Origin of the sequence: Agrobacterium salinitolerans (assembly GCF_002008225.1) — a bacterium.
Lineage (GTDB): Bacteria > Pseudomonadota > Alphaproteobacteria > Rhizobiales > Rhizobiaceae > Agrobacterium > Agrobacterium salinitolerans.
The window spans coordinates 322,017-347,630 of sequence record NZ_MRDH01000006.1 but is presented as its reverse complement, the minus strand read 5'-3'; the positions used below and the strand labels follow the sequence as shown (position 1 = coordinate 347,630).

The window sequence follows — 25,614 nt, the reverse complement described above, 5'->3', positions numbered from 1 at the left end:
TAAAGGCGGGCAGCAGCCTTGCTACGCCCGCCTTCCACAATCTGCGAGCTTCCGCTCAGAACGGGATATCGTCATCCATGTCGTTGGAGAAGCCGCCTGAAGGTTGCCCGCCGCCGCTACGGGAAGAGCCGCCGCGCGACGAGGACTGCTGGTCGTAACCGCCGCCATAGCTGGAGCCGCCGCCGCTGCCATAATCGTTGCCGCCGCCAAAATCTCCACCGCCGCTACGGCCGCCGCCTTCGCCGCGACCGTCAAGCATGGTCAGCGTAGAGTTGAAGCCCTGAAGCACGATTTCGGTGGAGTAACGGTCGTTACCGGTCTGGTCCTGCCATTTGCGCGTCTGCAACTGGCCTTCAATATAGAGCTTGGCGCCCTTCTTGACATATTGCTCGACCACCTTGCACAGGCCTTCGTTGAAGACGACGACGGTGTGCCATTCGGTCTTCTCGCGGCGCTCGCCGCTGTTACGGTCCCGCCAGGTCTCCGAAGTGGCAATGCGCAGATTGGCGATGGGGCGGCCATCCTGCATCCGGCGGATTTCGGGATCGGCGCCCACGTTTCCGATCAGAATTACCTTGTTTACGCTACCAGCCATCTCGTCATCCTGTCCGCCGGCCATCATGACCGGCAATTGCATTTCAAAAAATTCGCCACACAATAACCGCCGCCGCCCACAAAGGGCACCGCAGCCGGGGAACTATCCACAAAGAATAATCTTAAGCTGCGGGAGCAGACATTCGCGCTTGCAATTCGTTCCTTTTTTGTTCTATTAAATCGCAGATTTCGAGTCAAGCATTCCGAAAAGCTGCGACCGATAGGAAATAGACCTCGACACCTCCGGCTGCGTCACTACATAAGGACGCGCTGCCATCAAGCCTGTTATTTTTGTCCGAGCCCTGTCATGAGTGAACTGAAGACGATTTCCATCCGTGGCGCCCGCGAGCATAATCTCAAGGGCATCGATCTGGATCTGCCGCGCAACAAGCTGATCGTCATGACCGGGCTTTCCGGCTCGGGCAAGTCGTCGCTTGCCTTCGACACGATCTATGCCGAGGGCCAGCGCCGTTATGTCGAAAGCCTTTCGGCCTATGCGCGCCAGTTCCTGGAAATGATGCAGAAGCCGGATGTCGACCAGATCGACGGTCTGTCACCGGCAATCTCCATCGAGCAGAAGACCACGTCGCGCAATCCACGCTCCACGGTTGGCACCGTCACCGAGATTTACGACTATATGCGCCTGCTGTTCGCGCGTGTCGGTGTGCCCTATTCGCCTGCGACCGGCCTGCCGATCGAAAGTCAGACGGTCAGCCAGATGGTCGACCGTATCCTCGCTTTCGAGGAAGGCACGCGTCTTTATATTCTTGCGCCGATCGTGCGCGGCCGCAAAGGCGAGTACAAGAAAGAACTCGCCGAGCTGATGAAAAAGGGCTTCCAGCGCGTCAAGGTGGATGGCCAGTTCTACGAGATCGCCGACGTTCCTGCCCTCGACAAGAAATACAAGCACGATATCGACGTGGTGGTGGACCGTGCCGTCGTGCGCCCGGATATGGCCGCGCGCCTCGCCGACAGTCTCGAAACCTGCCTCAAGCTTGCCGACGGGCTGGCAATTGCCGAATTCGCCGACAAGCCTCTGCCGCCCGAAGAGACCGCCGCCGGTGGCTCCGCCAACAAGTCGCTTAACGAGACCCATGAACGGGTGCTGTTTTCGGAAAAATTCGCCTGCCCTGTTTCCGGTTTCACCATTCCGGAAATCGAGCCGCGGCTGTTCTCCTTCAACAATCCCTTCGGCGCTTGTCCCAGCTGCGACGGTCTCGGCTCGCAGCAGAAGGTCGATGAAAACCTCATCGTACCGGAGCCGGCCCGTACGCTGCGCGACGGCGCGATAGCGCCCTGGGCCAAATCCTCCTCACCCTATTACAACCAGACACTGGAAGCGCTCGGCAAGACTTTCGGCTTCAAGCTGTCGAGCAAATGGTCGGACCTGTCGAAAGAAGCGCAGCACGCCATCCTGCAGGGCACCGATGACAAGATCGAATTCAACTATCAGGACGGCGCCCGCTCCTACAAGACGGTGAAGAATTTCGAAGGCATCGTGCCCAATCTGGAACGTCGCTGGAAAGAGACGGACAGCGCCTGGGCGCGCGAGGAAATCGAACGTTACATGTCGGCGGCCCCCTGCCCGGCCTGCGCCGGTTATCGCCTGAAGCCGGAAGCGCTCGCCGTCAAGATCAACAAGCTGCACATCGGTGAAGTTACCGAAATGTCGATCCGTACGGCGCGCGACTGGTTTGAGGTGCTGCCGGAAAACCTCAACGCCAAGCAGAACGAAATCGCGGTGCGTATCCTCAAGGAAATCCGCGAACGGCTGCGCTTCCTCAACGATGTCGGGCTGGATTATCTCAGCCTGTCGCGCAATTCAGGCACGCTTTCCGGCGGTGAAAGCCAGCGTATCCGTCTGGCCTCGCAGATCGGCTCGGGCCTGACAGGCGTTCTCTATGTTCTCGACGAACCCTCGATCGGACTGCATCAGCGCGACAATGCCCGCCTGCTCGATACGCTGAAACATCTGCGCGATATCGGCAATACCGTCATCGTGGTCGAACACGACGAAGATGCCATTCTGACGGCGGATTATGTGGTCGACATTGGCCCGGCGGCCGGTATCCACGGCGGCCAGGTCATTGCCGAAGGTTCGCCGCAGGAGGTGATGGCCAATCCAAAATCGCTGACCGGCAAATATCTCTCCGGCGAACTCGGCGTTGCCGTGCCGGCTGAGCGCCGCAAGCCCAAGAAGGGCCGCGAGATCAAGGTGTTCGGTGCACGCGGCAACAATCTGAAGAATGTCACCGCAGCTGTGCCGCTTGGCGTCTTCACCGCCGTAACCGGCGTATCTGGCGGCGGCAAGTCCACCTTCCTGATCGAGACGCTTTATAAATCGGCGGCGCGCCGGGTGATGGGTGCGCGCGAAATCCCGGCCGAACACGACCGCATCGACGGTTTCGAATTCATCGACAAGGTGATCGATATCGACCAGTCGCCCATTGGCCGCACGCCGCGTTCCAACCCGGCCACCTATACCGGCGCCTTCACGCCGATCCGCGACTGGTTCGCCGGCCTGCCGGAAGCAAAAGCGCGCGGTTATGCGCCCGGCCGCTTCTCCTTCAACGTCAAGGGCGGACGATGCGAGGCCTGCCAGGGCGATGGCGTCATCAAGATCGAGATGCACTTCCTGCCCGACGTCTACGTCACCTGCGACGTCTGCCACGGCAAGCGCTACAATCGCGAGACGCTGGATGTCACCTTCAAGGGTAAGTCCATCGCCGATGTGCTGGACATGACGGTCGAGGAAGGTGTGGAGTTCTTCGCGGCGGTTCCGGCGGTGCGCGACAAGCTGCAATCGCTGTTTGATGTCGGCCTCGGTTACATCAAGGTCGGCCAGCAGGCCAATACGCTCTCCGGCGGCGAGGCGCAGCGCGTCAAGCTCGCCAAGGAACTGTCAAAGCGCTCGACGGGCCGCACGCTCTATATTCTCGACGAGCCGACGACCGGCCTGCATTTCCACGATGTCAACAAGCTGCTGGAAATGCTGCATGCGTTGGTCGAACAGGGCAATTCCGTCGTGGTGATCGAGCACAATCTCGAAGTCATCAAGACGGCGGACTGGATCATCGATATCGGGCCTGAAGGCGGCACGGGCGGCGGCGAAGTGGTGGCGACTGGCACGCCGGAGGACATTGTGAAGGTCGAGCGTTCCTATACCGGTCATTTCCTGAAGGAGCTTCTGGAGCGCCGGCCAGCCGGAAAACGGGAGGCTGCGGAGTAATCCGCAGCTTTCGTCGCAAGGGTACGAAAGGCCGAAGGCCGGAGGAGAAATAACACATGTCGACATCAGGCACGATTCGCACCGGTATCGGCGGCTGGACCTTCGAGCGCTGGGAAGGCACGTTTTATCCCGAAAAATTGCCGAAGAAGCGCCAGCTGGAGCACGCCAGCCGGCAGCTTACCGCCATTGAGGTGAACGGCACCTATTACAGCAGCCAGAAGCCGGAGACCTTCGCCAAATGGGCTTCCGAAGTGCCGGAGGATTTCGTCTTCTCGCTGAAGGCAAGCCGCTTCGTCACCAATCGCAGGGTTCTGGCCGAGGCCGGTGAATCCATGACGAAGTTTTTGACTCAAGGGTTGACGGAACTCGGCGCCCACCTCGGCCCGATCCTCTGGCAGTTTGCGCCCACGAAGAAATTCGATGCGGATGATTTCGGTGCGTTTCTGGCGCTGTTGCCGGAAAAACAGGACGGTATCTCCCTGCGGCATGTGGTGGAGGTCCGCAACGAGACATTCCAGGTGCCGGAATTCATCGATCTCATCGCCAAACACAAGGTCGCGGTCGTCTGCGCCGATCATCATGACTATCCGATGCTGCCTGACGTGACCGCCGATTTCGTTTATTGCCGCCTGCAGAAGGGCGAGGACGATATCAAGACCTGTTATCCGCAGACCGGGATCAGCGACTGGGCCAAACGGGTCAAGACCTATGCGGCGGGCGGCGTGCCTGACGATCTGCCGCTGATTGCGCCTGAGCGGTCGGTCGAAAAGACCCCGCGTGACGTCTTCGCCTTCTTCATCACCGGCGGCAAGGTCAATGCACCCGTGGGTGCGCAGGAACTGCAAAAAGCGGTCTGAGCGCTTTCAGCCCACCATTTCTTTCGTCGGGCTGAAATCGATTGTCGCAAAAGCGGCCTCGATCACCTCCGGCCCTGCCCCCGGACGAGTGGCGTCGCTGGAAAGGATTTGCCGAAAACGACGCGCGCCAGGCATGCCCTGAAACAGTCCGACCATGTGGCGGGTGACGTGGTTGAGACGTCCGCCTGCGGCGATATAGTCGGCGGCATAGGCCATCATCGCATCTCGCAGCGCCATCCAGTCCGGCTGGCGAGCCTCTTCGCCATAGATGCGATGGTCGACATCGGCAAGAATAGACGTGTTGTGATAAGCGGCGCGGCCGAGCATCGCGCCATCCATATGTTGGAGATGCCTGCTCGCCTGATCCAGATCAGCGATACCGCCATTGATACCGATAAAGACGTGAGGGTTCTCCCGCTTCATGCGATAGACGAGATCATAATCAAGCGGCGGCACCTCGCGGTTTTCCTTCGGCGAAAGCCCCTGAAGCCAGGCCTTGCGCGCATGAACCCAGACCGCATCCGCACCGGCAGCAACCACCCGCGCCAGAAAATCCGGCAAGACGGTTTCGGGCTCCTGGTCATCAACGCCGATCCGGCATTTGACCGTGACGGGCACAGCAGCAACGGCCTTCATCTCGGAAATACATTGCGCAACGACGTCAGGCTCACGCATCAGGCAGGCGCCGAAGGTGCCGGATTGCACGCGGTCCGAAGGACAGCCGACATTGAGGTTGATTTCGTCATAACCGTAATCGCCGGCAATCCGCACCGCCTCGGCAAGCTTGGCGGGATCAGAACCGCCGAGCTGCAAGGCCACGGGATGCTCCTGAGGATGATAACCGAGCAACCTCTCACGCTGACCATGGATGATGGCGTCGGCGACGATCATTTCGGTATAAAGCAGCGCGCGCTTCGACAATTGCCGGTGCAGAAATCTGCACCTCGTATCGGTCCAATCGATCATGGGGGCCACGGCGAAGATTTTTTCGCCGCTTGCAAGCGCTTGTCTGTACATGGATTAACCTCTTTGCGCCGGCTTCTACAACAAAGGACCGTAAAAAGCCAGTTTTGCAGGCAGGGTCATTTTGAACTGGAAATCGCCCCGGAATCGCGGGACAAGAATTGCACTCAAAAAAGACGACAGGAAATCCACATGGCCGCCACCGTCATCCCCGCTCCCAAACCCGTTCTCCTGCCCGTTGAAGGCACGGGCGACCTGTTTCCCGTACGGCGGGTCTATTGCGTCGGCCGCAATTATGCCGATCACGCCATTGAGATGGGCCACGATCCCTCGCGCGAGCCGCCCTTTTATTTCCAGAAGAACCCGGACAATCTGTTGCCAGCCGGTGAGGACTTCCCCTACCCGCCGCTGTCATCGAACGTACATTACGAAGTCGAATGTGTCGTGGTTCTGAAAGGCGGCGGCGCCGATATCCCGGCGTCCTCGGCACTGGACCATGTCTGGGGTTACGCGGTCGGTATCGACATGACCCGCCGCGACCTGCAGGACGGCCTGAAGAAGATGGGCCGCTCCTGGGAAGGCGCGAAGGCCTTCGAATATTCCGCACCGGTCTCCCCCATCGTTCCCGCAGACAGGATCGGCCATCCCGCCACCGGCGCGATCTGGCTCGACGTCAATGGCGAACGCAAGCAGACGGGCGACCTTGCCCAGATGATCTGGAAGGTGCCGGAAGTGATTGCCGAGCTCTCCAAGCTGTTCACGCTTGCCGCCGGTGACGTCATCATGACCGGCACGCCGGCCGGCGTCGGCCCGATCGTGCGCGGCGACCGCATCGAATGCGGCGTCGAGGGTGTCGGCACGCTTGCCGTGACGGTTGCCTAAAGGCCGTAAAAAACAAAAGGGAAGGACACCGCCATGCCGCTTTACCGCCTCGCCGACCGGGTGCCACAAACCCCTGCGGCTGATCGCTACTGGGTAGCGCCCGACGCCAATGTCATCGGTTCGGTGACGCTCGGCGAGGATGTCGGCATCTGGTTCGGCGCGACGCTGCGCGGCGATAACGAGCCGATCAGCATCGGGCGCGGCACCAATATTCAGGAAGGCGTGATGGTGCATAGCGACCCCGGTTTTCCCGCCGTCATCGGCGAAATGTGCACCATCGGCCACCATGCCATCGTTCATGGCTGCACCATTGGCGACAATTCGCTCATCGGCATGGGCGCGACGATCCTGAATGGTGCGAAGATCGGCCGCAACTGCCTCGTCGGCGCCAATGCGCTGGTGACGGAGGGCAAGGAATTTCCGGACAATTCCCTGATTGTCGGCTCGCCGGCGCGCGCCATCCGGACGCTGGATGATGACACCGTCGCGGGGCTTCGCCGCTCGGCGGAGAAATACATCGAAAACTGGAAACGTTTTTCGAAGGATCTGGCGATCATCGAGGGATAGGAAACGGCGGGCGCCTACGCCCGCCCCGTCGTGAGATTAAGCCGAGCAGGCGGCGCAGAGGCCCCGAATTTCAATGGTGGTCTTTTCCGCCTTGAACTTGCTGTCCTTCACCCAGCGCTCGAGACGGTGGTCGATTTCGTGATCGTGGAATTCCGTCACCTGTCCGCAGGACTCGCAGATGGCGAAAGCCACCGTGCCATGGTGCTGCGAGCAGCACTCTGCCTGCGTATGGGTGCAGGCGACAAAGGCGTTGAGGCTCTCGAGCCGGTGCACGAGACCAAATTCCACCAGCTTTTCCAGCGCCCGGTAAACCTGCAGCGGCGCACGAAACCCCTCGTCGCGCAGCTTGTCGAGGATCATATAGGCGCTCAGCGGCTGATGCGCGTTTGAGAGGGCATTCATGACCAGCGACTGGTTCTTGGTGAGGTTCTGCTGGGTCTGAGCATTCATGATCTGCCTCCTTCTTCCGCGTCGCGGGAAAAACCCGGCGCCGGCAACAGGCTTATAACGAAGAGGATCACCGCGGCAACCACGATGGATGGGCCGGACGGTGTATCATAGGTCAGCGAGCCGAACAGGCCGCCGACAACGGCGACCGCACCGATCAGCGAAGCCACCACCGCCATCACCTCAGGCGTGCCGGAAAAGCGTCTGGCGGTCGCGGCCGGTATGATGAGCAGCGAGGTGATGAGCATGATGCCGACCACCTTCATGGCAATGGCGATCACCAGCGCCATCAACAGCGTAAAGATCAGCTTTGCACGCTCCGGGTTCAACCCCTCGGCCTCGGCCAGCTCCGTATTGACGGTGGAGGCAAGCAGCGACCGCCACAGGAACACCATGGAGATGACGACCACCAGCCCGCCGCCCCATATCAGGGCGATATCGCTGCGGGTGACGGCAAGAATATCGCCGAACAGAAACGAGACGAGATCGATGCGCACCCAGCTCATGAAGGCGACGATGACAAGGCCGATCGCCAGCGCGGAATGGGACAGGATGCCAAGCAAGGCATCGGAGGAAAGCGCCTGCCGCCGTTGCAAGAAGAGAAGCAGGATCGACACGGCCGACGCCACCATAAAGACGCTGACGATGAGGTTGAGTTGCAACAGCAGCGACAGCGCGACGCCGAGCAGCGCCGAATGGGCCATTGTATCGCCGAAATAGGCCATGCGACGCCAGACGACGAAACAGCCGAGAGGACCGGCAGTCAGCGCAACACCGATACCGGCGACCATGGCGCGAACGAAGAAATCGTCAAACATGGCGGTCTCCCTGTCGCTCACTGGAAGGCGTATGGCCCCCATGTTCATGCTCATGGCCGCAGCCGCATTCGTCATGGTTGTCGTGATGGTGGCCATGGTCATGCATATGGTGGTGCCCATCCTCCGGGTGGCAATGATCGGTCACCGAACCATCCGCATGCTGCACCCGGCCATCGGGCAAATGGGTATGATCGTGATGGTGGCTGTAGACGGCAAGCGCCTTGGCCGCGGCGCCACCGAACAGTCGCATATATTCCGGGCTCTGGCTCACAGCCTGCGGCGTGCCCCGGCAGCAGACATGGCCGTTCAGGCATATCACGGTATCGGTTTCCGCCATCACCACATGCAGGTCATGGGAGATTAACAGAATTCCGCAATTATTTGAATTTCTGATATTTTTTATCAGATCATAGAGAGCTATCTCGCCGGAGAAATCAACACCCTGCACGGGCTCGTCAAGAACCAGCAGATCGGGCTTGCGGGCGATGGCGCGAGCCAGAAGCGCGCGCTGGAACTCGCCGCCGGAAAGGTGCTGGACCTCGGCATTGGCAAGATGCGCAATACCAGTCGCATTCAGCGCCGCGTCGATTTCACGGGCTGGCAGCGGCCCGGTCAGCGTCATCAGCCGGCGCACCGAAAGCGGCATGGTCCAATCAACCGAAAGCTTCTGCGGCACATAACCGACCCTCAGACCGGCAATGCGCGAGACCTCGCCCTCAGTCGGCTTCACCACACCGATTGCCATTTTCGCGCTCGTTGACTTGCCGGAACCGTTCGGGCCGATCAGCGTGACGATCTCGCCTTTGCTGACGGAAAACTCCACGCCGCGCACCAGCCATCGGCCGTTGCGCTGCACGCCGGCATTGGCAAGGGAAACCAGTGTATCGTTACCCTTACGGGCGGAATGAAGCATGGCATTGTCCGTTCGGCGATGTTGCCTACCGCTATTGCATACGTTATAGAGTTACGCAATAAATGTAATAACATAACTATACTTGTTCAAGTGGAGTGCATTTCATGAAATCGTTCCTGGTCCCGCTCATGGCATCCGTGGCAATAGCGGCGGCCGCTTCAGGCGCCACCGCCGCGCCCGATGTCGTGGTCTCGATCAAGCCCGTCCATTCTCTCGTCGCCGCCATCATGCAGGGCGTCGGCGAACCGCAGCTCATCGTCGACGGCGCTGCCTCACCGCATACCTATAATCTCAGACCTTCCAATGCGCGCGAGCTGGAAAAGGCGGATGTGGTCTTCTGGGTCGGGCCGGGACTGGAAGCATTCCTGGAAAAGCCGCTGGAGGCGCTTGCCAGCAAGGCGACCGTCGTTGAACTGGAAGACGCCAAGGGGCTCGAGAAGCTGCCCTTCCGGGAAGGCGGCCCCTTTGAAGCACACGACCATGGCGACGAAGGCCATCATGCACATAACGGCCACGCCGAAGAGGAAGGCGCACACGATCATGGACACGACCATGCGGAGGGCCACGGGAACCATGACCACGGCGCTTATGACACCCATCTCTGGCTCGACCCCGCCAATGCCAAGGCCATGGCGCAGACGATAGAAACCGCTCTGATCGCCGCCGATGCCGGCAATGCCGCGACCTATCAGGCCAATACCAAAAAACTGATAGACGACCTAGATGCGCTCGATGCCGAACTCAGGGAAACGGTCGAGCCGGTGAAGGACAAGCCCTTCATCGTCTTCCACGATGCCTATCAATATTTCGAGCATCGTTACGGTGTGAAGACGGCGGGATCGATCACCGTAAGCCCCGAAACCCTGCCGGGGGCGGACCGCGTCAAACAGATGCAGGAAAAGGTTCGCCAACTCGGCGCAACCTGCGTCTTCGCTGAACCGCAATTCGAGCCGAAGCTGATTTCGGTCATCACCGAAGGCACCGCCGCGAAATCGGCGACGCTCGATCCGGAGGCTGCAACACTGGAACCCGGCCCGGACCTCTATTTCAAGCTGATGCGCGGCATTGCCGGCTCGCTGAAGGACTGCCTGTCCTGAAGCGCATTTGCTGCCCCAAACGCTTCGGCGCCGTCATTCCAGCTTTGAACCGGAAACGGCCGAAGCGTGAATTACCGGAAGAACGCATATTTCAAAACAGTTACTTGCGATTGAAATATAAAGTACCGCATAAGGAAACGAGGCGCGACAATCGTAGGCACGTCGCGCCATCAATCGCAAAGCAGCTCGCTACGGCTTCGGCGCCATCGAAGACCAGACAGGGCTGCTGATGCCCTGCAAGGTTTCCGGCGGCGCGCCGTTGATGCGCGCCAGAAGGGCCTTTGCAAGCTCCCTGCCCGCCAGCTTGATATCTTCATTGACGGTGTGGATCTGCGGTTTGATCCAGTTCAGGAACTCGGCGGACTGTTTCGAGACGATATCGATATCTTCGCCGATCCTAACACCCGCTGCTTCGAAACCCGCCACCAGCGCGATGGTGCTGCTGCCGCTGATCGAAACGATGCCGTCGGGACGGTCATCGGATTGCATTAACCGCTGGCCGAAATCGCGGATTTTTTCAAGCGGTGTTTCGATGGTGATGGCGTCCAGCGGAAATTCGCTAAGGTCGAAATCCCTGATCGCCCGGTTGAACCCCTTGCGGGCGTGATCGTGGAACGAAAACCGCGATGGCGGCACGATGACGGCGATCCTTTTGCGTCCGCATTGCGCCAGCCGCTCGACCGCCTCATAGGCATAGGCCTCATTGTCGAAATCGTGAAAAGCATGGTCGATGCCCATATCGGACCGCCCATGGGTGACGAAGGGCATGTTGCGCTCGGTCATGAAACGAACACGCGGATCGTTGGGCTCGATTTTCGAAATAATGACCCCATCCGCCGAACCGGTATCGAGAATATAGCGGATCGGCACCATCGAATCCTTGGCATGGATGTGGGGCGTCACAACCAGATGATATTGTGTCGTGGAAAGAACCTCGGTGATGCCGAATACCATCTGGCTGGTAAAACCCATCAGTTCTTCATCGACGCTCAGCACAAGGGCAATCACATTGGTCTTGCCGGTGCGAAGGCGCACCCCGGCGCGGTTTGGCTGGTAACCGATCTGCCGGGCGATCAGCCGCACGCGCTCCTTGGTTTCAGCGCCGATATCGGGCGCATCCTTCAGTGCGCGCGAAACGGTGGTGATGCCGAGACCCGTCATATAGGCGATGGTCTTCAAGGTCGGACGCTCGCCCGTCGTCGCGGATATGTCGTCCCTGCCGGATTTTCCAGTATCGTTCATGTCATTTCGCCACGCTTTACCGAACGATAATCATAGATAGCTTTTGCTCTGTTGCAAAGGCAAAGGTCTCGGCCACAGAGTGGGCCTTTTCTGCATATCCGCCGATCCGGCTATAACGATATAGATCGAGAAAATATCTCCCCGCCGTCAGCCACTCCTCAAGGTCTGGAAATTGTGGATATTGACGGACAAACATCCTAATTATTTAAATTAAATAAATAGAATAAATTACTGATATAAATTGATAAAACAGAAAAATTGTAACTCACCAGAACTTCTGCGTCCCACTCAATAAACGCCCGGTATTTTTCTGGCGTCCACAGGACATTCAAAGGAATGACGGGAGGATAGTTTTACGGTAACGTTGCCGGAGGGAGGAAATCGCAAAGCCGCATAAACGTATCACGGCCGCTTTGCGTCGATCCATTCTCCCCATATTCTGACACAAGCCTGCATCATAATGCCGGCCGTCTTCGTTGAATTCATATTATGCAGGGTCCGATCATGATTTCTTCCTCCACGCCCGAAACCGTCATCGATCTGGCCGGGCTTTGGCACTTGGCCTCAGTGGAAGGAGACCATGCCACCGAGATTTCCATTCCGGGCGATATTCACTCCGCGCTCAAAAATGCCGCCATCATTCCAGACCCCTATCACGGCGCCAACGAGAAGGCCGTGCAATGGGTCGCGCAGCGAGACTGGATCCTTGAGCGCACTTTCATTCTCGATGAGGCTGACGCCAGCTGGTATCTCGATATCGATTACCTCGACACGGTCGCCATCGTCTTCGTCAACGACGTCCCGGTCCTGAGCGTCGACAATTGTTTTCGCCGTTACCGCCCGGATGTTTCGCGGGCTGTTCGGCCGGGTGAAAACACAATCCGGATTCATTTCCATTCTAATATCGCTGCCGGTGCGGACCGGCAGGCGCGGCAGCCTTTTTATATTCCCTATCACCCCGGCAATTCACCCATTGCCAATGGCAACATGCTGCGCAAGCCGCAATGCCATTTCGGCTGGGATTGGAATATCGCGATTGCGCCGCTTGGACTTTACGGCAAAATCCTGCTGAAGCGGCTCGATACAGCCCGCATCGAACATGTCGTTACCTCGCAGCACCATGTCGAAGGCGGTGTCGAACTGCATGTGACCGTCACCCTTTTTGCCGAGGGACCGGCAAGCCTGCCGGTCTATCTGTCGCTGAATGACGATAGGCTCAGGCTCGATTGCGGCGTCGGCGCCGGCGAAACGGTGATACGCCACGTCTTCTTCGTGGAAAATCCGGAACTCTGGTGGCCGGTCGGCAGTGGCGAGCAGACGCTCTACAGACTGACCGTGGAATTACCCGATGAGACCGTGACCCGGCAGATCGGCTTCAGGACCATCGAGCTTCTGACCGACAAGGATGAGGCCGGCAGCCGCTTCGCCTTCCGCATCAACGGACGGGAAATCTTCTGCCGCGGCGCCAACTGGATTCCCGCCGATGCGCTTTATTCGCTGACCAGCCGGGAAAAGACCGAAGATCTCCTCTGCTCCGCGGTCGAGGCCAATATGAACATGATACGTGTCTGGGGCGGCGGCTTTTATGAGGAAGACTGGTTCTATGATCTCTGCGACCGTCTAGGCCTTCTGGTCTGGCAGGACTTCATGTTCGCTTGCAATCTCTATCCTTGCACCGATGACTTCCTCGACAATGTCGAACACGAGGTCGATTATCAGGTCAAACGCCTCTCCTCGCATCCGTCCATTGCACTCTGGTGCGGTGATAACGAACTGGTGGGCGCGCTGACCTGGTTCGATGAATCCCGCAACAATCGCGACCGTTATCTCGTGGCTTACGACCGCCTGAACCGCACTATCGAAAAAGCCCTGAAAAAAGCCGCTCCCGAAGCGCTTTGGTGGCCGTCAAGCCCCGCCTCGGGCTATCTCGATTATGGCGACGCCTGGCACGCGGATGGCTCCGGCGACATGCATTATTGGTCCGTCTGGCACGAGAACAAGTCGTTCGACAATTACCGCTCGGTCAAGCCGCGCTTCTGCTCCGAATTCGGTTTCCAATCCTATACGTCCATGCCTGTCATCCGCACCTATGCGGAAGAGAAGGACATGAACATCGCCTCCCCGGTCATCGAACTGCACCAGAAGAATGTCGGCGGCAATGAGCGGATTGCGGGCACCATGTTCCGCTACTTCCGCTTCCCCAAGGATTTCAAGAATTTCGTTTATCTCAGTCAGGTGCAGCAGGCGCTGGCCATACGCACGGCTGTCGATTACTGGCGCTCGCTCAAGCCCCATTGCATGGGCACGCTTTATTGGCAGCTCAACGACACATGGCCGGTCGCCTCATGGTCGAGCCTCGATTATGGCGGCGGCTGGAAAGCGCTGCACTATGCTGCCCGCCGTTTCTTCCAGCCAGTCACGGTCTCGGCCATTCCCTCGGAGGATGGACGCCGGGTGAAATTCTCCATGGTCAACGACACGGCGGAGGATGTGGAAATTGACATGAACATCGTTGCGCTGACCATGGACGGCAACCGCGTGCCGCTGAAATCCGCCAACGGCACATGCGCGACGGATAAGGCCGCGACGCTGACAGACATCGACATGGACAGCCTGCCGGATGGCGCTATCCTTGCGTGGAGCTTCATCGCCTCCAACGGCATGACCGGCGAAGGCCATCATGTGCGCGATAGCTACAAGGCGCTGGATCTTGAGCCCGCCGGGTTGGATCTCTCCGTCAGCCCGCTGAAAAACGGCCAGTTCGAAATCGATGTCACCGCCGCCGGTCTCGCCCTCTTCGTCATGTTGGAGGCGGACCAGCCGGGTCGATATTCGGACAATCTGTTCGATCTTTCGGCCGGCGAAACGCGCCGCATCATTTTCACCCCGAAGGCGGGCGGCCCCCAGCCGCATTTCCACATCTTCGATCTTCACACCTGCCAATCCTCGCCCAATCCCGACATTGAAACGATGCGGAGAAAGGCATAACCATCCCTCTCGGGAATGACAGGTGCACATGCGCCTGTCGTCGACAGTTCAAAGGGTTGCCGGGTTCTGTGGCAGCCAGTCATCAGCAAATGGAGGAATAACCATGGTTTGGCAACCGGCCGAAAACCGATACACATCCATGAAATATAATCATTGTGGCAAGACCGGCCTGAAGCTGCCGGCGATCTCGCTCGGCCTCTGGCACAATTTCGGCAACGATACGCCGCACCAGACGAAACAGGCCATTTGCCGCCGTGCTTTCGATCTCGGCATTACCCATTTCGATCTCGCCAACAATTACGGCCCGCCGCCCGGCAGCGCCGAAACCGCCTTCGGCGAAATTCTGAAGACGGATTTCAGAGGTTATCGCGACGAGATGATCATCTCCTCCAAGGCCGGTTACAACATGTGGCCAGGTCCCTATGGCGAATGGGGCAGCCGCAAATATGTAATCGCCTCCTGCGACCAGAGCCTGAAGCGCATGGGGCTGGACTACGTCGATATTTTCTATTCCCACCGTTTCGACCCCAACACACCGCTTGAGGAAACCTGCGGCGCGCTGGACCAGATCGTACGCTCGGGCAAGGCGCTTTATGTCGGCATTTCCTCCTATAATTCGAAGCGCACCCGTGAGGCCGCCGCGATCCTGAAGGACCTCGGCACGCCCTGCATCATCCATCAGCCGAGCTATTCGATGATCAATCGCTGGATCGAAGAAGATGGTCTCGTCGACACGTTGGAAGAATTGGGCATCGGCTCCATCGTCTTCTCGCCGCTGGCGCAGGGCATGTTGACGACGAAATATCTCGGTGGCGTGCCGCAGGGTAGCCGCGCCTCGCAGAGCAAGTCGCTCAACCCGGCCTTTCTCAACGAGCGCAATGTCGAAAACATCCGCGCGCTGAACAGCATTGCCGAACGCCGCGGCCAGACGCTGGCGCAGATGGCCATCGCCTGGGTTCTGCGCGGCGGCCGCATCACCTCGGCGCTGATCGGCGCAAGCCGTGTCGAACAGGTCGAGGATTGCGTGAAGGCGCTCGACAACGCCGATTTCTCCGCCGACGAGCTTGCGGAAATCGACCGTTACGCCAAGGACGCTGATATCAACCTCTGGGCAAAATCCGCCGAACGGGCCTGATATATGAAGCAAGGCCGTCCGGCGGATACCGGGCGGTCTCACTCCAAAAGCCGGATTGCAATCTGCAACCGAAGAATTAATGTCCGCACCTAACCGTTAATAACCATTACATAAATGTAATTTTAAATTCAGTTTCCGTTCATTCGTTTATTCGTAAGTTCTCCTCATCGAAACACGAGAGGAAACGTCCATGAAAAAGTTCGTCACCATTCTTCTGGCAGCCACCGTTCTTGCAGCCCCGATGGCTCAGGCCCAGAGCCGCCACGACGACCGCCATCGCGGCGTTACCGTCGAGCGTCAGGTCACCACCAAGAAAGTCATCGTCAAGAAGCACCGCTGGGATCGCGGCCAGCGCCTCTCGGCCCGTGAGCGCCGCAACATGGTGGACCGCCGTGACTACCGCCGCTATCGCCTTGCCGAACCGCGCCGCGACCAGCGCTGGGTGCGCGTCGACAACCAGTTCCTGCTCATCAACGCCGTCAGCGGCCTCATCGTCGGTCTCGCCGCCGCCCGCTAATCGAGGCATAGATGAAATGAAAAAGGCCCGCTCGCGCGGGCCTTTTGTCGTTTGTTGTTTCAGCCTATCAGAAGCTATCCGCGCCGCTGCCCCAAGGGCCGTGCGGTTTGTCCACACCGTCGGTGCGTTCGAAGCCGTGGGCGCCGAAGAAGTCGCGCTGCGCCTGGATGAGGTTGGCGCTGCCGCGACCGCGGCGATAGGCATCGAAATAGCCGAGTGCCGAAGCCAGCGCCGAAACAGGCAGGCCGGAGAGCACGGCATAGGAAACCACACGACGCAGCGGCGCGTCGGTATCCTTGACGATGGCGGAGAAGGCCGGCGTCACGATGAGGTTGGCCACATGCGGATCCTTCGTAAAGGCCGAAGTGATCTCATCGAGGAATTCCGAGCGGATGATGCAGCCGGCGCGCCAGATACGGGCGATCGTCGGCATCGGCAGGTTCCAGTTGAACTCCTTCGACGCGGCCGACATGATGGCGAAGCCCTGCGCATAGGCGCCGACCTTGGCGGCCAGAAGCGCGCTTTCCAGATCGGCGATAAACGCCTTTTTGTCGGCGGGTGCCGCTGCGAGGGTCGGCAGACCGAAAATCTTCTCGGCAGCTTCACGCTCATCCTTCTGCGACGACAGGATACGGGCAGCCACGGCCGCCTCGATGGCGGTTGCGGCGACGCCCATATTCTGGGCTTCGATGACCGACCATTTGCCGGTGCCCTTCTGGCCGGCCTTGTCGAGGATCAGATCGACCATCGGCTTGCCGGTGATCGGATCGGCGGCGCGCAGGACCTTCTCGGTGATCTCGATCAGGTAGGAATTCAGGCGCCCCTTGTTCCACTCAGCGAACACGTCGGCGATCTCAACCGCGCTCATGCCAAGGCCATCACGCAGAATGCCGTAGATTTCGGCGATCATCTGCATGTCGGCATATTCGATGCCGTTATGGATCGTCTTGACGAAATGACCCGCACCGTCATTGCCGAGCCAAGCCACGCACGGATCGTCGTTGTACTTGGCGGAGATGGATGTCAGCACCTTCTCGACGCGCTTCCAGCTGTCTTCGGTGCCGCCGACCATGATCGACGGTCCGTGACGCGCACCTTCTTCACCGCCGGAAACGCCCATGCCGATAAAGGTCAGACCGCTGTCCTTGAGGTTATCGAAACGGCGGATCGTATCGCGGAAATTGGCATTGCCGGCGTCGATCATGATGTCGCCGTTCGAGAGATGCGGTTTCAGGATTTCCATCTGCTGGTCCACCGGATCGCCGGCCTTGATCATGATGATGATCGGGCGTGGAGGGCGAATGGCGGCGACGAATTCCTCGATGGTTTCGCAGGGGATCAACTGCCCCTGCAACGCCCCGGCTTCAGCGTAAAATTTTTTCGTCGCTTCAGGGGTTCGGTTGAATACGGCGATCTTGTTGCCTTTTTCAGCGATGTTCAACGCCAGGTTCGAGCCCATGACGCCGAGACCGATCAAACCGATTTCTGCCTGTTCCACGGATGTGCCTCCATCTTGCTTTTAGGTGGTCGTGTTGTGGCACTGTAATCACCAAACGGCAAGGCTGGCCGCGACTGAAACGATTAAATTTTGATGACGCAAGTCAGCTTTGCATATTTGCGACAGGTCGATACAAGTTCAAAACTGACCGTTTGTTTTTCCGTCAAGAGGGCCGTGGCCGGTCATCACCATCATCGATTACTCGCCAGGCGGCCCCGTCCATATCCTCATATTGGCCCGAACGCACCGACCAGAGGAAGGCGAAAAGGCCAAGTGCCCCTAAGAACAGCGCGACGGGAATGAGATAGATCAGCATGTTCATGCCAGTTGCGCCCCCTCGCCCGCAAATCCTGTTGTTACATCGCTCCGGGGACGGACAGTTTCAGCCGCTCCAGCAAGGCGCAACGCATTGGCAACAACAACCAGCGAAGACGTCGACATGGCAATGGCCGCAATCATCGGCGTCGCATAGCCGGCAATCGCAATCGGCACGGCGACGACGTTATAGCCGATGGCAAGCGCAAAGTTTTGCCGGACAAGCCTTCCTGCCCGCTGCGATGTCTCGATTGCGAAAGGCACGGCATCGAGATTCTCCTGCATGAACACGAAATCGGCGGCCTGCCGGCCAATATCGGCGGCGGTGGCGGGCGCCATGGACACATGCGCAGCGGCAAGCGCCGGAGCGTCGTTGATACCGTCTCCCACCATCAGCACTCTGCGCCCCTCGCCGGCAAGCGCGGCACAGCGCGCCGCCTTGTCCTTCGGCGACAGGTCCGCGCGCCAGTTGCCGATCCCCAGCCGCTGCGCCATGGCGCTGACGGCTGCTGCCCGGTCACCCGAGACGATCTCCTGCGCAAGGCCCCGCCCAGACAGGCTGCGCAATGCCGCCACCGCACCCGCGCGCGGCTTGTCCTCAAAGCCAAAGCTCGCCAGATGCCGGCCATCGAGAGAAAGCACCACTTCCGACCGCGCATCGCCATTGTCGACCCGTGCCTCATCCAGACAGGCGAAACGGCGATTGCCGAGCCGGTAAGTGCCGGCTTCCGTCTCGGCCTCGACGCCCGACCCCGGAATTTCCCGCACCGTTTCATAGGCCGGCAAGGCACCGCTATAGGCAGCATGCACAGCCTTCGACAACGGATGCCGCGAATGGGCGGCAAGGCCGGCGGCAATCGCCATGATGGCCGGCGTTACATCTCCGGTCTCGACCAGCCTCGGCTTTCCGACGGTCAGGGTCCCGGTCTTGTCAAACAGCACGGTGTCGATTTCAGCAAGCCGCTCCATGGCCGAACCTTCCTTGACCATGATACCGTGCCGGAACAGCCTTCCTGCGGCCACCACCTGCACCACGGGAACGGCAAGGCCGAGCGCGCAGGGGCAGGTGATGATGAGAACCGCAATGGCGATCAGCATCGCCTGTTTCCAGTCGCCGCCGAAAATGCCCCAGCCGAGAAACGTCACCAGCGCCAGAAGATGCACCACAGGCGAATAATAGCTTGCAGCACGGTCAGCGATACGCCGGTAACGTGCCCGCCCGCCTTCGGCCGCTTCCATCAGCCCGATCACTTCCGAAAGGAAGGAATCCTTTGCGGACGCAGTCACCCGGGCGACAAGCGAACCGGTGAGATTGAGCGTGCCGGCCTGCAGGCTGTCGCCTGCCGCAACGCGGCGCGGCGCGCTTTCACCATTGACGATGGACATGTCGAGATCGCTGCTGCCGGAGACCACCACGGCATCCACCGCTACCCGGTCACCCGCCGCAATCGCAATCGACATTCCGGGTTCGATATCCGCAAGCGACCGGTAGTCCCGCACCCCGTCCGCGTCGATGACGGTAGCGCCGCGCGGCGAAAGGCGGGCCAATCCGGCAATCGCCGAGCGCGCCTTGTCGCGCATGACATGATCAAGCGTGCGACCGATCAGCAGGAAGAACAGCAGCGATACCGTCGCGTCGAACCACGCGTGTTCGCCGTGATGGATCGTCTCCCACAGCGAAACGGCGTAGGAAAGCGTGATGGCGAGCGCGATCGGCACATCCATATTGGTGCGGCCATGTTTCAGCGCATTCCAAGCCGATCGATAAAAGAAACGCCCGCCATAGATCAGCGCCGGCGCGGCGATCATCGCCGAAATCCAGTGGAACATGTCACGCGTCGCCGCATCCGCCCCCGACCAGACGGAGACCGACAGCAGCATGATGTTGGCGGACGCAAAGCCGCAGAGCGCCACCGCCCTGATAAGCTGCGAGCGCAACGCGTCCGAAGCATCCGGTCCGCTCGCGAAAAGATGTGTCGTGTATCCGGTTGAAAGGATCGCGCGGGCAAGATCGGCAGGATCGGTCCTGACACCATCGACCTCTTCCTTCCAGACGACCGCCACCCGTTTCGACGACAGGTTCACCCGCGCCCGCTCCACTTGCGGCACGCGGCGAAGCGCAGTCTCGATGGTGGTGATGCAGGCGCCGCAATAAACACCCGGCACGCTGAGATCGGTCTGGCGAAGACCCTGCCCCAGATCGCGGCTCGCCAGCAGCAATTCCTCCGACGATGGCGGATTGACCGGTTCGCCGAGTTGCAGCGACCCTTCCGTTCCCGGTGCGCAGCAGCTCATTTGCGCCCCCTTATGACGGCGATCCGCGTGCCCTCATGCACGATGATCCGGCCATCCTTGACGGCTGTCACTTCGACGATCCATTGGCCGGGCAACATGTCATGCGCAGCAGTGAAAACACCCGTGGAAACCGGGGTCAGCTCCATGTCGAAATTCTGGCTCTCACCCACGGGCCGGCGGAAATGCGCCGTCACCGTATCCGTGTCGACAGGCCCGGCATCCGGATGGAAAACTTCGTAACGCACCGTCTTTTCATCCACCGCCAGCCTGCCCTTGATGCCGGTTGCAGCCCTTGCCTTGGCGGCCTCCGCCTTGGCGTTGAACTGCTGGCTGGCCACATAGGTATTGGGCACCACAAGCCCGCTCCAGCTATGGATCGCGTTCCAGGCCATGATCATGTTGACGGTAATGATGGTACCAAAGAACAGCACCATCACGCCGAGCATGTGCCAGCCTGTAAATGTGAAACCGGAGGCGCGTTGATTGTTCACCGTCATTTTTTCACTCCCGGAGCATTGAAGACCGCATCGTAACGGGCCGTTTCGTGGCCGGCCGTATCGCTGACGATGAATTCGAAATTTTCAGCTACCCGCGCAACATCCGCGCCCGGCAGGGTGACAAATACCTTCAGCGTCGTCGCTTCATCCGGCTCCACGGTCACCTCGAAAGCCCGGGCAGCCGTATCGGCCATGCCGTTTATCTTCATCACCGCATTCGGAAGGCCGTCCATCGTCAGCCTCATTATGCGCGGCTGCGGCACCATGTTGAGGATTCGGACCGTGTAGCCGTTACGGATCGAACCGTTCGATTCCAGCACATATTGCGGATTACGGTCATGCAGGACATTGAGCGCCAGCCGCTCGCGCGTCACCAGCGCAAACAGCATGCCCATGCCAACGGCAGCCCAGATGGCCGTATAAAGCAGCGTGCGCGGCCGGAAGATGATGCGCCAGTTGAAGTGGCGCACGCGCCTACTGAAACGGCCGTCCTCTTCGCGCACATTGGCGGGACGGATGGCGTATTCGCCGTTGCCGGTCGCCAGCGCCATATTGGACTGGTATTCGGACAGCGTCGCATAGGCGATCAGCCCGCGCGGTTTGCCGATCTTGTCCATCACCCCGTCACAGGCATCGATACAGAGCGCGCAGGTGATGCATTCCAGCTGCTGCCCGTCCCTGATGTCGATGCCCATGGGACAGACCGCAACGCAGGCATTGCAATCGACGCAATCGCCGATGCTCTCCCCTGCCGCCGCAGCCTTTTTAGCGTGCCGCGAGCGCGGTTCACCCCGCCAGTCATTATAAGTGACGACAAGCGAATTCTCGTCCAGCATCGCTGCCTGAATGCGCGGCCAGGGGCACATATAGGTGCAGACCTGTTCCCGCATCAGCCCGCCGAAGACATAGGTAGTAGCGGTGAGGATCGCGACGGTGGTGTAAGCGATCATGGGTGCTTCGCCGGTCAGGAACTCTCTCGCCAGCGTCGGCGCATCGGCAAAATAGAAGATCCAGGCTCCACCTGTCAGAACACCGATGACCAGCCAGACCGCATGTTTCAACACCCGCTTGTGTAACTTGCCAAACGTGAAGGGCGCCGCATCCAGTTTCATGCGAGCGTTCCTGTCGCCCTCTATCGCCCGCTCGACCACCAGAAACAGATCGACCCAGACGGTCTGCGGACAGGTATAACCGCACCATGCGCGCCCAACGGCGGAGGTGACGAGAAAGAGCCCCAGCCCCGCCATGACCAGCAATCCGGCGACGAAAAAGAACTCCTGCGGCCAGATTTCGATGAAGAAGAAATAAAAGCGCCGGTTGGCGATATCGATCAACACCGCCTGATCTGGCGCATAGGGGCCACGGTCCCAGCGCAGGAATGGCGTCAGATAATAAATGCCGAGCGTGATCAGCATTACCAGCCATTTGAACCGCCGGAACCGGCCCTCGGCGCGCTTGGGAAAAATCTTCTTGCGCGCTTCATAGAGCGGTTTGCGCGTTTTTGCGGAATTGACGGCTTCCGCCTCCAGTCTTTCAACCGGCTGTTGCGGGCGATCCTGTCCGGCGCGATAGATGTTCATGATAGGAGTCCATTTTTATCTCCTTGCTTTCTCCCATCTCCGCAGTGAAACATCCTTGACTTGCATCAAGTGACGACAAAGTGGCGCAGTCGCGGGAAAGCGCCGTCAGGGAGGATGAAATGCCTGTCATGCAGTCGAGAATCATTCATCTATCCATCGAAAAACCGTGGGCTGAGGTCTACAACTTCGCCTCCGACCCTCAGAATATGCCCCGCTGGGCCGCGGGCCTTGCGGGCGGTCTTAAAGCCGATGGCCAAGACTGGATCGCCGAGGGCGGGCCGCTTGGCGAGGTACGCGTCAATTTTGCGCCCGCAAACGAATTGGGCGTCATCGACCACGTCGTGACATTGCCGGATGGTATCAAAGTTTATAACGCGCTACGGGTGACACCGAATGGCGACGGTACGGAGGTGAGTTTCACCCTGCTTCGCCTTCAGGGCATGACGGACGAGGATTTCGATCAGGATGCAAGAGCGGTCACGGCCGATCTCGAAACGCTGAAGGCGCTGCTCGAAAAGGATTGATGGAGGAAAGATGATCACGAATACAAACGACCGACGCATCGACTATGTCGAATTCAACGTCGCCGATATCGAGCGCAGCAAGGAATTTTACGGCGGCGCGTTCGGTTGGACTTTCAAGGATTACGGTCCGCAATATTGCGAATTCTCCGACGGCCGCCTGACGGGCGGCTTCACCACCACCGCGCCGGTTTCTTCCACGGGCGGACCGCTCGTCATTCTCTACGCCGCCGATATCGAGGATGTGCAACGGCGTATCGAGGCCGCCGGCGGCCAGATCAGCGTCGCGATCTTCGCCTTTCCCGGCGGCCGGCGTTTCCATTTCACCGATCCGGATGGATACGAACTGGCCGTCTGGTCGAAAAACTGATCGGCAGGAACCCGCAATGACTTTGACAACGCCGCCTTTTTCGTTGGTCGGTATCGATCATATCGTCTTCATCGTCGACGATATGGCGCGGGCGCTCGATTTCTACCGGAACGTGCTGGGGTGCACTGATGGTTACTCTTATCCTGCTCTCGGCATGGAACAGGTCTGGTGCGGAAATGCCTTGATCGTGCTGTGGGATGTCACACATCCCGGTGGCACAAAGGCTGCTCCGCCCGTCGCCGGAGGACGGAATGTCGATCACATCTGCATAGCGACCGGTCCCCTGAACCATGATGCGCTTCGCGCACATCTGGCGAAATTTAACGTTACGATAGAACAGGAAGCCTTTCACGGCGGCGCGAGAGGAATGGGACATTCGTTCTATTTCCGTGATCCCTTCGGCAACAAGATCGAGTTGAAGGGACCAGCCGAATATCCGGATGGACGGGCGGACAACGCCTGATCTGCCCATGATAAAAGGGCGCCTCCCCGGCGCCCCTTCTTCACATTCTGCTCACCTCATTCACCCCCACCAAGCGAATGCACGAAGATGGCAAGCTGCTTGACGGTCGTATCGCCGAGACGCTCTCCCCAGGCAGGCATCACCCCATGTTTCGGTGACCGTATCTGTGCAGCGATACCTTCTTCGCCGTGGGCCTTCAGCCAGATAGCATCGGCAAGATTGGGTGCTCCGAACTCGCGGTTGCCCTTGGCATCCTCACCGTGGCAAGAAGCGCAATTATCCGCAAAAACCTGTTTGCCAGGTTCCACCAGCGCCGGATTGGAAGGCGTTCCCGTCAGACTGACGACATAGGCGGCAACCTCGCGGATTTCGTCAGACTTCAGAATGTCGACGAAGGCCGGCATTTCCGAAGCACGCGTATCAGCATCGTCGGCAAAACGAATGCCGTGCTTCACCGTTGTATAGATGTCCTCGACGCTGCCGCCCCACATCCAGTCGTCATCGTTGAGGTTGGGATAACCCTGCCCGCCTTCCGCGCCCGAACCGTGACACTGAATGCAATTGACCTTGAAAGCGGCCGCGCCGCCGGAAAGGGCAAATTGACTCAGGGCCGGGTCGGTCTGAATTTCGGCAAGCGACGCATTGGCGATTTTGTCGACAAAGACGCTCTGCAACTGTTTTGCATCGGCAATATCGGCGGCAATATCGCCGCGGCTGTTCCAGCCGAGCAACCCTTGCGTCGCCCCGTTGATCAGCGGCCATGCCGGATAGGCGATGGTATAGCCTATGGCCCACAGTATAGTGAGATAGAAGGTCCAGACCCACCAGCGCGGCATTGGGTTGTTCAACTCGCGGATACCGTCCCATTCATGGCCAGTGGTTTCGACGCCGCTGATTTTATCGATGTGTTTTTCGGACATATCCTAGTCCTCCTTGAGCGGAATGCCGGCGGCATCGTCCGCGGCTTTTCTCGAGCCTGGGCGAAGGGTGAAAATAACGACGCCGGCAAAGAACAGGGTCATGGCAAGCAGACCCCAGCTATCGGCGAAGTGGCGCATGGCCGTGTAGGTTTCCATGGCTCACACCTCCTCACCGGTATCCGGCGGCATCGTCATAGGTCGAGAAATCGACCAGCGTGCCGAGCATTTGCAGATAGGCCACAAGCGCATCCATTTCGGTGAGCTTGGCCGGATCGCCGTCGAAATCTCCGACCTTGGCCTTCGGGTAACGCGCTAGCAGCTCGCTGGTATCGGCATTCGGGTCAGCCTGCGCCTTCATGTCAGCGCTCGCCTTTTCGATCATCTCGTCGCTATAGGGTACGCCGACGGCGCGGTTGGCCTTCAGCTCCATAGAAACCTCGGTGACCTTCAGCGTCGTGGTCTTCAGGAAAGCATAGGAGGGCATGATCGATTCCGGCACGACCGAACGCGGATCGGCCAGATGCTGCACGTGCCACTCGTTCGAATAACGATCGCCGACACGCGCAAGATCCGGCCCCGTGCGCTTGGAACCCCACTGAAACGGATGGTCATACATGGATTCCGCTGCCAGGCTGTAATGCCCGTAACGCTCCACCTCGTCGCGGAACGGTCGGATCATCTGGCTGTGGCAGACATAACATCCCTCGCGGATGTAGATGTTGCGCCCGGCCAGTTCCAGCGGCGTGTAGGGCCGCATGCCTTCCACCTTCTCGATGGTGTTTTCGAGATAAAAGAGCGGTGCGATTTCCACGATACCGCCGATTGAGACGACGAGCAGCGAGCCGACCAGAAGCAGGGTGGCGTTACGTTCGATGACGCCGTGTTTGTCGAGTATGGACATCGGCC

Annotated in this window: 25 protein-coding genes; 11 read left to right on the top strand and 14 right to left on the bottom strand. The window is 59.3% G+C overall.

All coding sequences use genetic code 11. The features are described from left to right. Positions 1-55: 55 nt before the first annotated feature. Complete coding sequence (locus BS627_RS05785; RefSeq protein WP_165691141.1) at positions 56-637, bottom strand: single-stranded DNA-binding protein; 582 nt, start codon at positions 635-637, stop codon at positions 56-58. A gap of 264 nt (positions 638-901) precedes the next feature. On the opposite strand from BS627_RS05785, the gene uvrA reads away from it, so the two are divergent. Together uvrA and BS627_RS05775 are read left to right on the top strand one after the other, a co-directional pair. Continuing rightward, positions 902-3,823: an excinuclease ABC subunit UvrA gene (uvrA, locus tag BS627_RS05780; protein ID WP_077982283.1), complete on the top strand. Its 2,922-nt coding sequence runs from the start codon at positions 902-904 to the stop codon at positions 3,821-3,823. A 56-nt stretch (positions 3,824-3,879) separates the two neighbouring features. Next, complete coding sequence (locus BS627_RS05775; RefSeq protein WP_077982282.1) at positions 3,880-4,680, top strand: DUF72 domain-containing protein; 801 nt, start codon at positions 3,880-3,882, stop codon at positions 4,678-4,680. A gap of 6 nt (positions 4,681-4,686) precedes the next feature. Here the strand turns inward: BS627_RS05775 and dusA are convergent, their stop codons facing one another. Next, entirely contained in the window at positions 4,687-5,697 is a 1,011-nt protein-coding gene (dusA, locus tag BS627_RS05770) for a tRNA dihydrouridine(20/20a) synthase DusA (RefSeq protein WP_077982281.1), read from the bottom strand. Positions 5,698-5,835: 138 nt separating this feature from the next. Between dusA and BS627_RS05765 the strand changes: the two genes are divergently transcribed. Together BS627_RS05765 and BS627_RS05760 are read left to right on the top strand one after the other, a co-directional pair. Then, positions 5,836-6,525: a fumarylacetoacetate hydrolase family protein gene (locus BS627_RS05765; RefSeq protein ID WP_077982280.1), complete on the top strand. Its 690-nt coding sequence runs from the start codon at positions 5,836-5,838 to the stop codon at positions 6,523-6,525. Positions 6,526-6,558: 33 nt separating this feature from the next. Further along, positions 6,559-7,092, top strand: a complete 534-nt coding sequence (locus BS627_RS05760; RefSeq protein ID WP_077982279.1) for a gamma carbonic anhydrase family protein — start codon at positions 6,559-6,561, stop codon at positions 7,090-7,092. A gap of 36 nt (positions 7,093-7,128) precedes the next feature. Here BS627_RS05760 and zur read toward each other — a convergent pair whose 3' ends face one another. From zur to znuC, 3 genes are read right to left on the bottom strand one after another with little or no spacing between them, the layout of a single operon-like run. Beyond that, the gene (zur, locus tag BS627_RS05755; RefSeq protein WP_077982278.1) at positions 7,129-7,542 is read right to left on the bottom strand and encodes a zinc uptake transcriptional repressor Zur; all 414 of its coding nucleotides are present in this window, start codon (positions 7,540-7,542) and stop codon (positions 7,129-7,131) included. Next, positions 7,539-8,357, bottom strand: a complete 819-nt coding sequence (gene znuB, locus BS627_RS05750; RefSeq protein ID WP_077982277.1) for a zinc ABC transporter permease subunit ZnuB — start codon at positions 8,355-8,357, stop codon at positions 7,539-7,541. Before znuB ends, zur begins: the two co-directional genes overlap by 4 nt. Next, positions 8,350-9,270 (bottom strand): zinc ABC transporter ATP-binding protein ZnuC, encoded by a 921-nt coding sequence (gene znuC / locus BS627_RS05745; protein ID WP_077982276.1) that lies wholly within the window; start codon positions 9,268-9,270, stop codon positions 8,350-8,352. Before znuC ends, znuB begins: the two co-directional genes overlap by 8 nt. Before the next feature lie 104 nt (positions 9,271-9,374). On the opposite strand from znuC, the gene znuA reads away from it, so the two are divergent. Beyond that, the gene (gene znuA, locus BS627_RS05740; RefSeq protein ID WP_077982275.1) at positions 9,375-10,367 is read left to right on the top strand and encodes a zinc ABC transporter substrate-binding protein ZnuA; all 993 of its coding nucleotides are present in this window, start codon (positions 9,375-9,377) and stop codon (positions 10,365-10,367) included. Positions 10,368-10,556: 189 nt separating this feature from the next. Here znuA and BS627_RS05735 read toward each other — a convergent pair whose 3' ends face one another. Then, complete coding sequence (locus BS627_RS05735; RefSeq protein ID WP_089153217.1) at positions 10,557-11,609, bottom strand: LacI family transcriptional regulator; 1,053 nt, start codon at positions 11,607-11,609, stop codon at positions 10,557-10,559. 489 nt (positions 11,610-12,098) lie between these two features. Here BS627_RS05735 and BS627_RS05725 point away from each other — a divergent pair, with 489 nt between their 5' ends. From BS627_RS05725 to BS627_RS05715, 3 genes are all read left to right on the top strand, one after another. Further along, positions 12,099-14,597 (top strand): beta-mannosidase, encoded by a 2,499-nt coding sequence (locus BS627_RS05725; RefSeq protein ID WP_165691140.1) that lies wholly within the window; start codon positions 12,099-12,101, stop codon positions 14,595-14,597. Positions 14,598-14,700: 103 nt separating this feature from the next. After that, positions 14,701-15,732: an L-glyceraldehyde 3-phosphate reductase gene (mgrA, locus tag BS627_RS05720; protein ID WP_077982273.1), complete on the top strand. Its 1,032-nt coding sequence runs from the start codon at positions 14,701-14,703 to the stop codon at positions 15,730-15,732. Positions 15,733-15,922: 190 nt separating this feature from the next. Continuing rightward, entirely contained in the window at positions 15,923-16,249 is a 327-nt protein-coding gene (locus BS627_RS05715) for an RcnB family protein (protein WP_077982272.1), read from the top strand. Positions 16,250-16,316: 67 nt separating this feature from the next. Here BS627_RS05715 and gndA read toward each other — a convergent pair whose 3' ends face one another. The 5 genes from gndA to ccoG all read right to left on the bottom strand — a co-directional run bounded on the left by gndA (position 16,317) and on the right by ccoG (position 22,434). Then, complete coding sequence (gndA, locus tag BS627_RS05710) at positions 16,317-17,747, bottom strand: NADP-dependent phosphogluconate dehydrogenase (RefSeq protein WP_077982271.1); 1,431 nt, start codon at positions 17,745-17,747, stop codon at positions 16,317-16,319. 163 nt (positions 17,748-17,910) lie between these two features. Then, positions 17,911-18,069, bottom strand: a complete 159-nt coding sequence (gene ccoS, locus BS627_RS05705; RefSeq protein ID WP_077982270.1) for a cbb3-type cytochrome oxidase assembly protein CcoS — start codon at positions 18,067-18,069, stop codon at positions 17,911-17,913. After that, positions 18,066-20,357 (bottom strand): cation-translocating P-type ATPase, encoded by a 2,292-nt coding sequence (locus tag BS627_RS05700; RefSeq protein ID WP_077982269.1) that lies wholly within the window; start codon positions 20,355-20,357, stop codon positions 18,066-18,068. The genes ccoS and BS627_RS05700 overlap by 4 nt, the downstream gene beginning before the upstream one ends. Beyond that, complete coding sequence (locus BS627_RS05695; protein ID WP_077982268.1) at positions 20,354-20,854, bottom strand: FixH family protein; 501 nt, start codon at positions 20,852-20,854, stop codon at positions 20,354-20,356. The genes BS627_RS05700 and BS627_RS05695 overlap by 4 nt, the downstream gene beginning before the upstream one ends. Further along, a complete protein-coding gene (gene ccoG, locus BS627_RS05690) occupies positions 20,851-22,434 on the bottom strand; it encodes a cytochrome c oxidase accessory protein CcoG (RefSeq protein ID WP_077982267.1) in 1,584 nt (527 codons plus the stop codon). Before ccoG ends, BS627_RS05695 begins: the two co-directional genes overlap by 4 nt. A 119-nt stretch (positions 22,435-22,553) precedes the next feature. Between ccoG and BS627_RS05685 the strand changes: the two genes are divergently transcribed. From BS627_RS05685 to BS627_RS05675, 3 genes are read left to right on the top strand one after another with little or no spacing between them, the layout of a single operon-like run. Further along, a complete protein-coding gene (locus BS627_RS05685; protein WP_077982919.1) occupies positions 22,554-22,958 on the top strand; it encodes an SRPBCC family protein in 405 nt (134 codons plus the stop codon). A gap of 10 nt (positions 22,959-22,968) precedes the next feature. Continuing rightward, on the top strand, positions 22,969-23,325 hold the full coding sequence (locus BS627_RS05680) for a VOC family protein (RefSeq protein WP_077982266.1): 357 nt from the start codon (positions 22,969-22,971) through the stop codon (positions 23,323-23,325). Positions 23,326-23,341: 16 nt separating this feature from the next. Then, positions 23,342-23,788 (top strand): VOC family protein, encoded by a 447-nt coding sequence (locus BS627_RS05675; protein WP_077982265.1) that lies wholly within the window; start codon positions 23,342-23,344, stop codon positions 23,786-23,788. A 56-nt stretch (positions 23,789-23,844) separates the two neighbouring features. Here the strand turns inward: BS627_RS05675 and ccoP are convergent, their stop codons facing one another. Genes ccoP through ccoO form a run of 3 tightly spaced genes read right to left on the bottom strand, consistent with a single transcriptional unit; the run spans position 23,845 to position 25,609 of the window. Next, a complete protein-coding gene (ccoP, locus tag BS627_RS05670; RefSeq protein WP_077982264.1) occupies positions 23,845-24,708 on the bottom strand; it encodes a cytochrome-c oxidase, cbb3-type subunit III in 864 nt (287 codons plus the stop codon). A gap of 3 nt (positions 24,709-24,711) precedes the next feature. Further along, entirely contained in the window at positions 24,712-24,864 is a 153-nt protein-coding gene (locus tag BS627_RS05665) for a cbb3-type cytochrome c oxidase subunit 3 (RefSeq protein WP_077982263.1), read from the bottom strand. 13 nt (positions 24,865-24,877) lie between these two features. After that, positions 24,878-25,609 (bottom strand): cytochrome-c oxidase, cbb3-type subunit II, encoded by a 732-nt coding sequence (gene ccoO / locus BS627_RS05660; protein WP_077982262.1) that lies wholly within the window; start codon positions 25,607-25,609, stop codon positions 24,878-24,880. Positions 25,610-25,614 lie beyond the last annotated feature (5 nt).

Bases quoted from the DNA above. Each gene is read 5' to 3' on its own strand.
- BS627_RS05680 (WP_077982266.1), top strand. From the start codon at position 22,969: ATGATCACGAATACAAACGACCGACGCATCGACTATGTCGAATTCAAC.
- znuA (WP_077982275.1), top strand. From the start codon at position 9,375: ATGAAATCGTTCCTGGTCCCGCTCATGGCATCCGTGGCAATAGCGGCG.
- mgrA (WP_077982273.1), top strand. From the start codon at position 14,701: ATGGTTTGGCAACCGGCCGAAAACCGATACACATCCATGAAATATAAT.
- znuB (WP_077982277.1), bottom strand. From the start codon at position 8,357: ATGTTTGACGATTTCTTCGTTCGCGCCATGGTCGCCGGTATCGGTGTT.
- ccoO (WP_077982262.1), bottom strand. From the start codon at position 25,609: ATGTCCATACTCGACAAACACGGCGTCATCGAACGTAACGCCACCCTG.
- BS627_RS05685 (WP_077982919.1), top strand. From the start codon at position 22,554: ATGCCTGTCATGCAGTCGAGAATCATTCATCTATCCATCGAAAAACCG.
- BS627_RS05675 (WP_077982265.1), top strand. From the start codon at position 23,342: ATGACTTTGACAACGCCGCCTTTTTCGTTGGTCGGTATCGATCATATC.
- BS627_RS05765 (WP_077982280.1), top strand. From the start codon at position 5,836: ATGGCCGCCACCGTCATCCCCGCTCCCAAACCCGTTCTCCTGCCCGTT.
- BS627_RS05665 (WP_077982263.1), bottom strand. From the start codon at position 24,864: ATGGAAACCTACACGGCCATGCGCCACTTCGCCGATAGCTGGGGTCTG.
- ccoP (WP_077982264.1), bottom strand. From the start codon at position 24,708: ATGTCCGAAAAACACATCGATAAAATCAGCGGCGTCGAAACCACTGGC.
- BS627_RS05735 (WP_089153217.1), bottom strand. From the start codon at position 11,609: ATGAACGATACTGGAAAATCCGGCAGGGACGACATATCCGCGACGACG.
- zur (WP_077982278.1), bottom strand. From the start codon at position 7,542: ATGAATGCTCAGACCCAGCAGAACCTCACCAAGAACCAGTCGCTGGTC.
- BS627_RS05775 (WP_077982282.1), top strand. From the start codon at position 3,880: ATGTCGACATCAGGCACGATTCGCACCGGTATCGGCGGCTGGACCTTC.
- BS627_RS05725 (WP_165691140.1), top strand. From the start codon at position 12,099: ATGCAGGGTCCGATCATGATTTCTTCCTCCACGCCCGAAACCGTCATC.
- ccoS (WP_077982270.1), bottom strand. From the start codon at position 18,069: ATGAACATGCTGATCTATCTCATTCCCGTCGCGCTGTTCTTAGGGGCA.
- dusA (WP_077982281.1), bottom strand. From the start codon at position 5,697: ATGTACAGACAAGCGCTTGCAAGCGGCGAAAAAATCTTCGCCGTGGCC.
- uvrA (WP_077982283.1), top strand. From the start codon at position 902: ATGAGTGAACTGAAGACGATTTCCATCCGTGGCGCCCGCGAGCATAAT.
- BS627_RS05695 (WP_077982268.1), bottom strand. From the start codon at position 20,854: ATGACGGTGAACAATCAACGCGCCTCCGGTTTCACATTTACAGGCTGG.
- BS627_RS05785 (WP_165691141.1), bottom strand. From the start codon at position 637: ATGCAATTGCCGGTCATGATGGCCGGCGGACAGGATGACGAGATGGCT.
- BS627_RS05715 (WP_077982272.1), top strand. From the start codon at position 15,923: ATGAAAAAGTTCGTCACCATTCTTCTGGCAGCCACCGTTCTTGCAGCC.
- znuC (WP_077982276.1), bottom strand. From the start codon at position 9,270: ATGCTTCATTCCGCCCGTAAGGGTAACGATACACTGGTTTCCCTTGCC.
- ccoG (WP_077982267.1), bottom strand. From the start codon at position 22,434: ATGAACATCTATCGCGCCGGACAGGATCGCCCGCAACAGCCGGTTGAA.
- BS627_RS05700 (WP_077982269.1), bottom strand. From the start codon at position 20,357: ATGAGCTGCTGCGCACCGGGAACGGAAGGGTCGCTGCAACTCGGCGAA.
- BS627_RS05760 (WP_077982279.1), top strand. From the start codon at position 6,559: ATGCCGCTTTACCGCCTCGCCGACCGGGTGCCACAAACCCCTGCGGCT.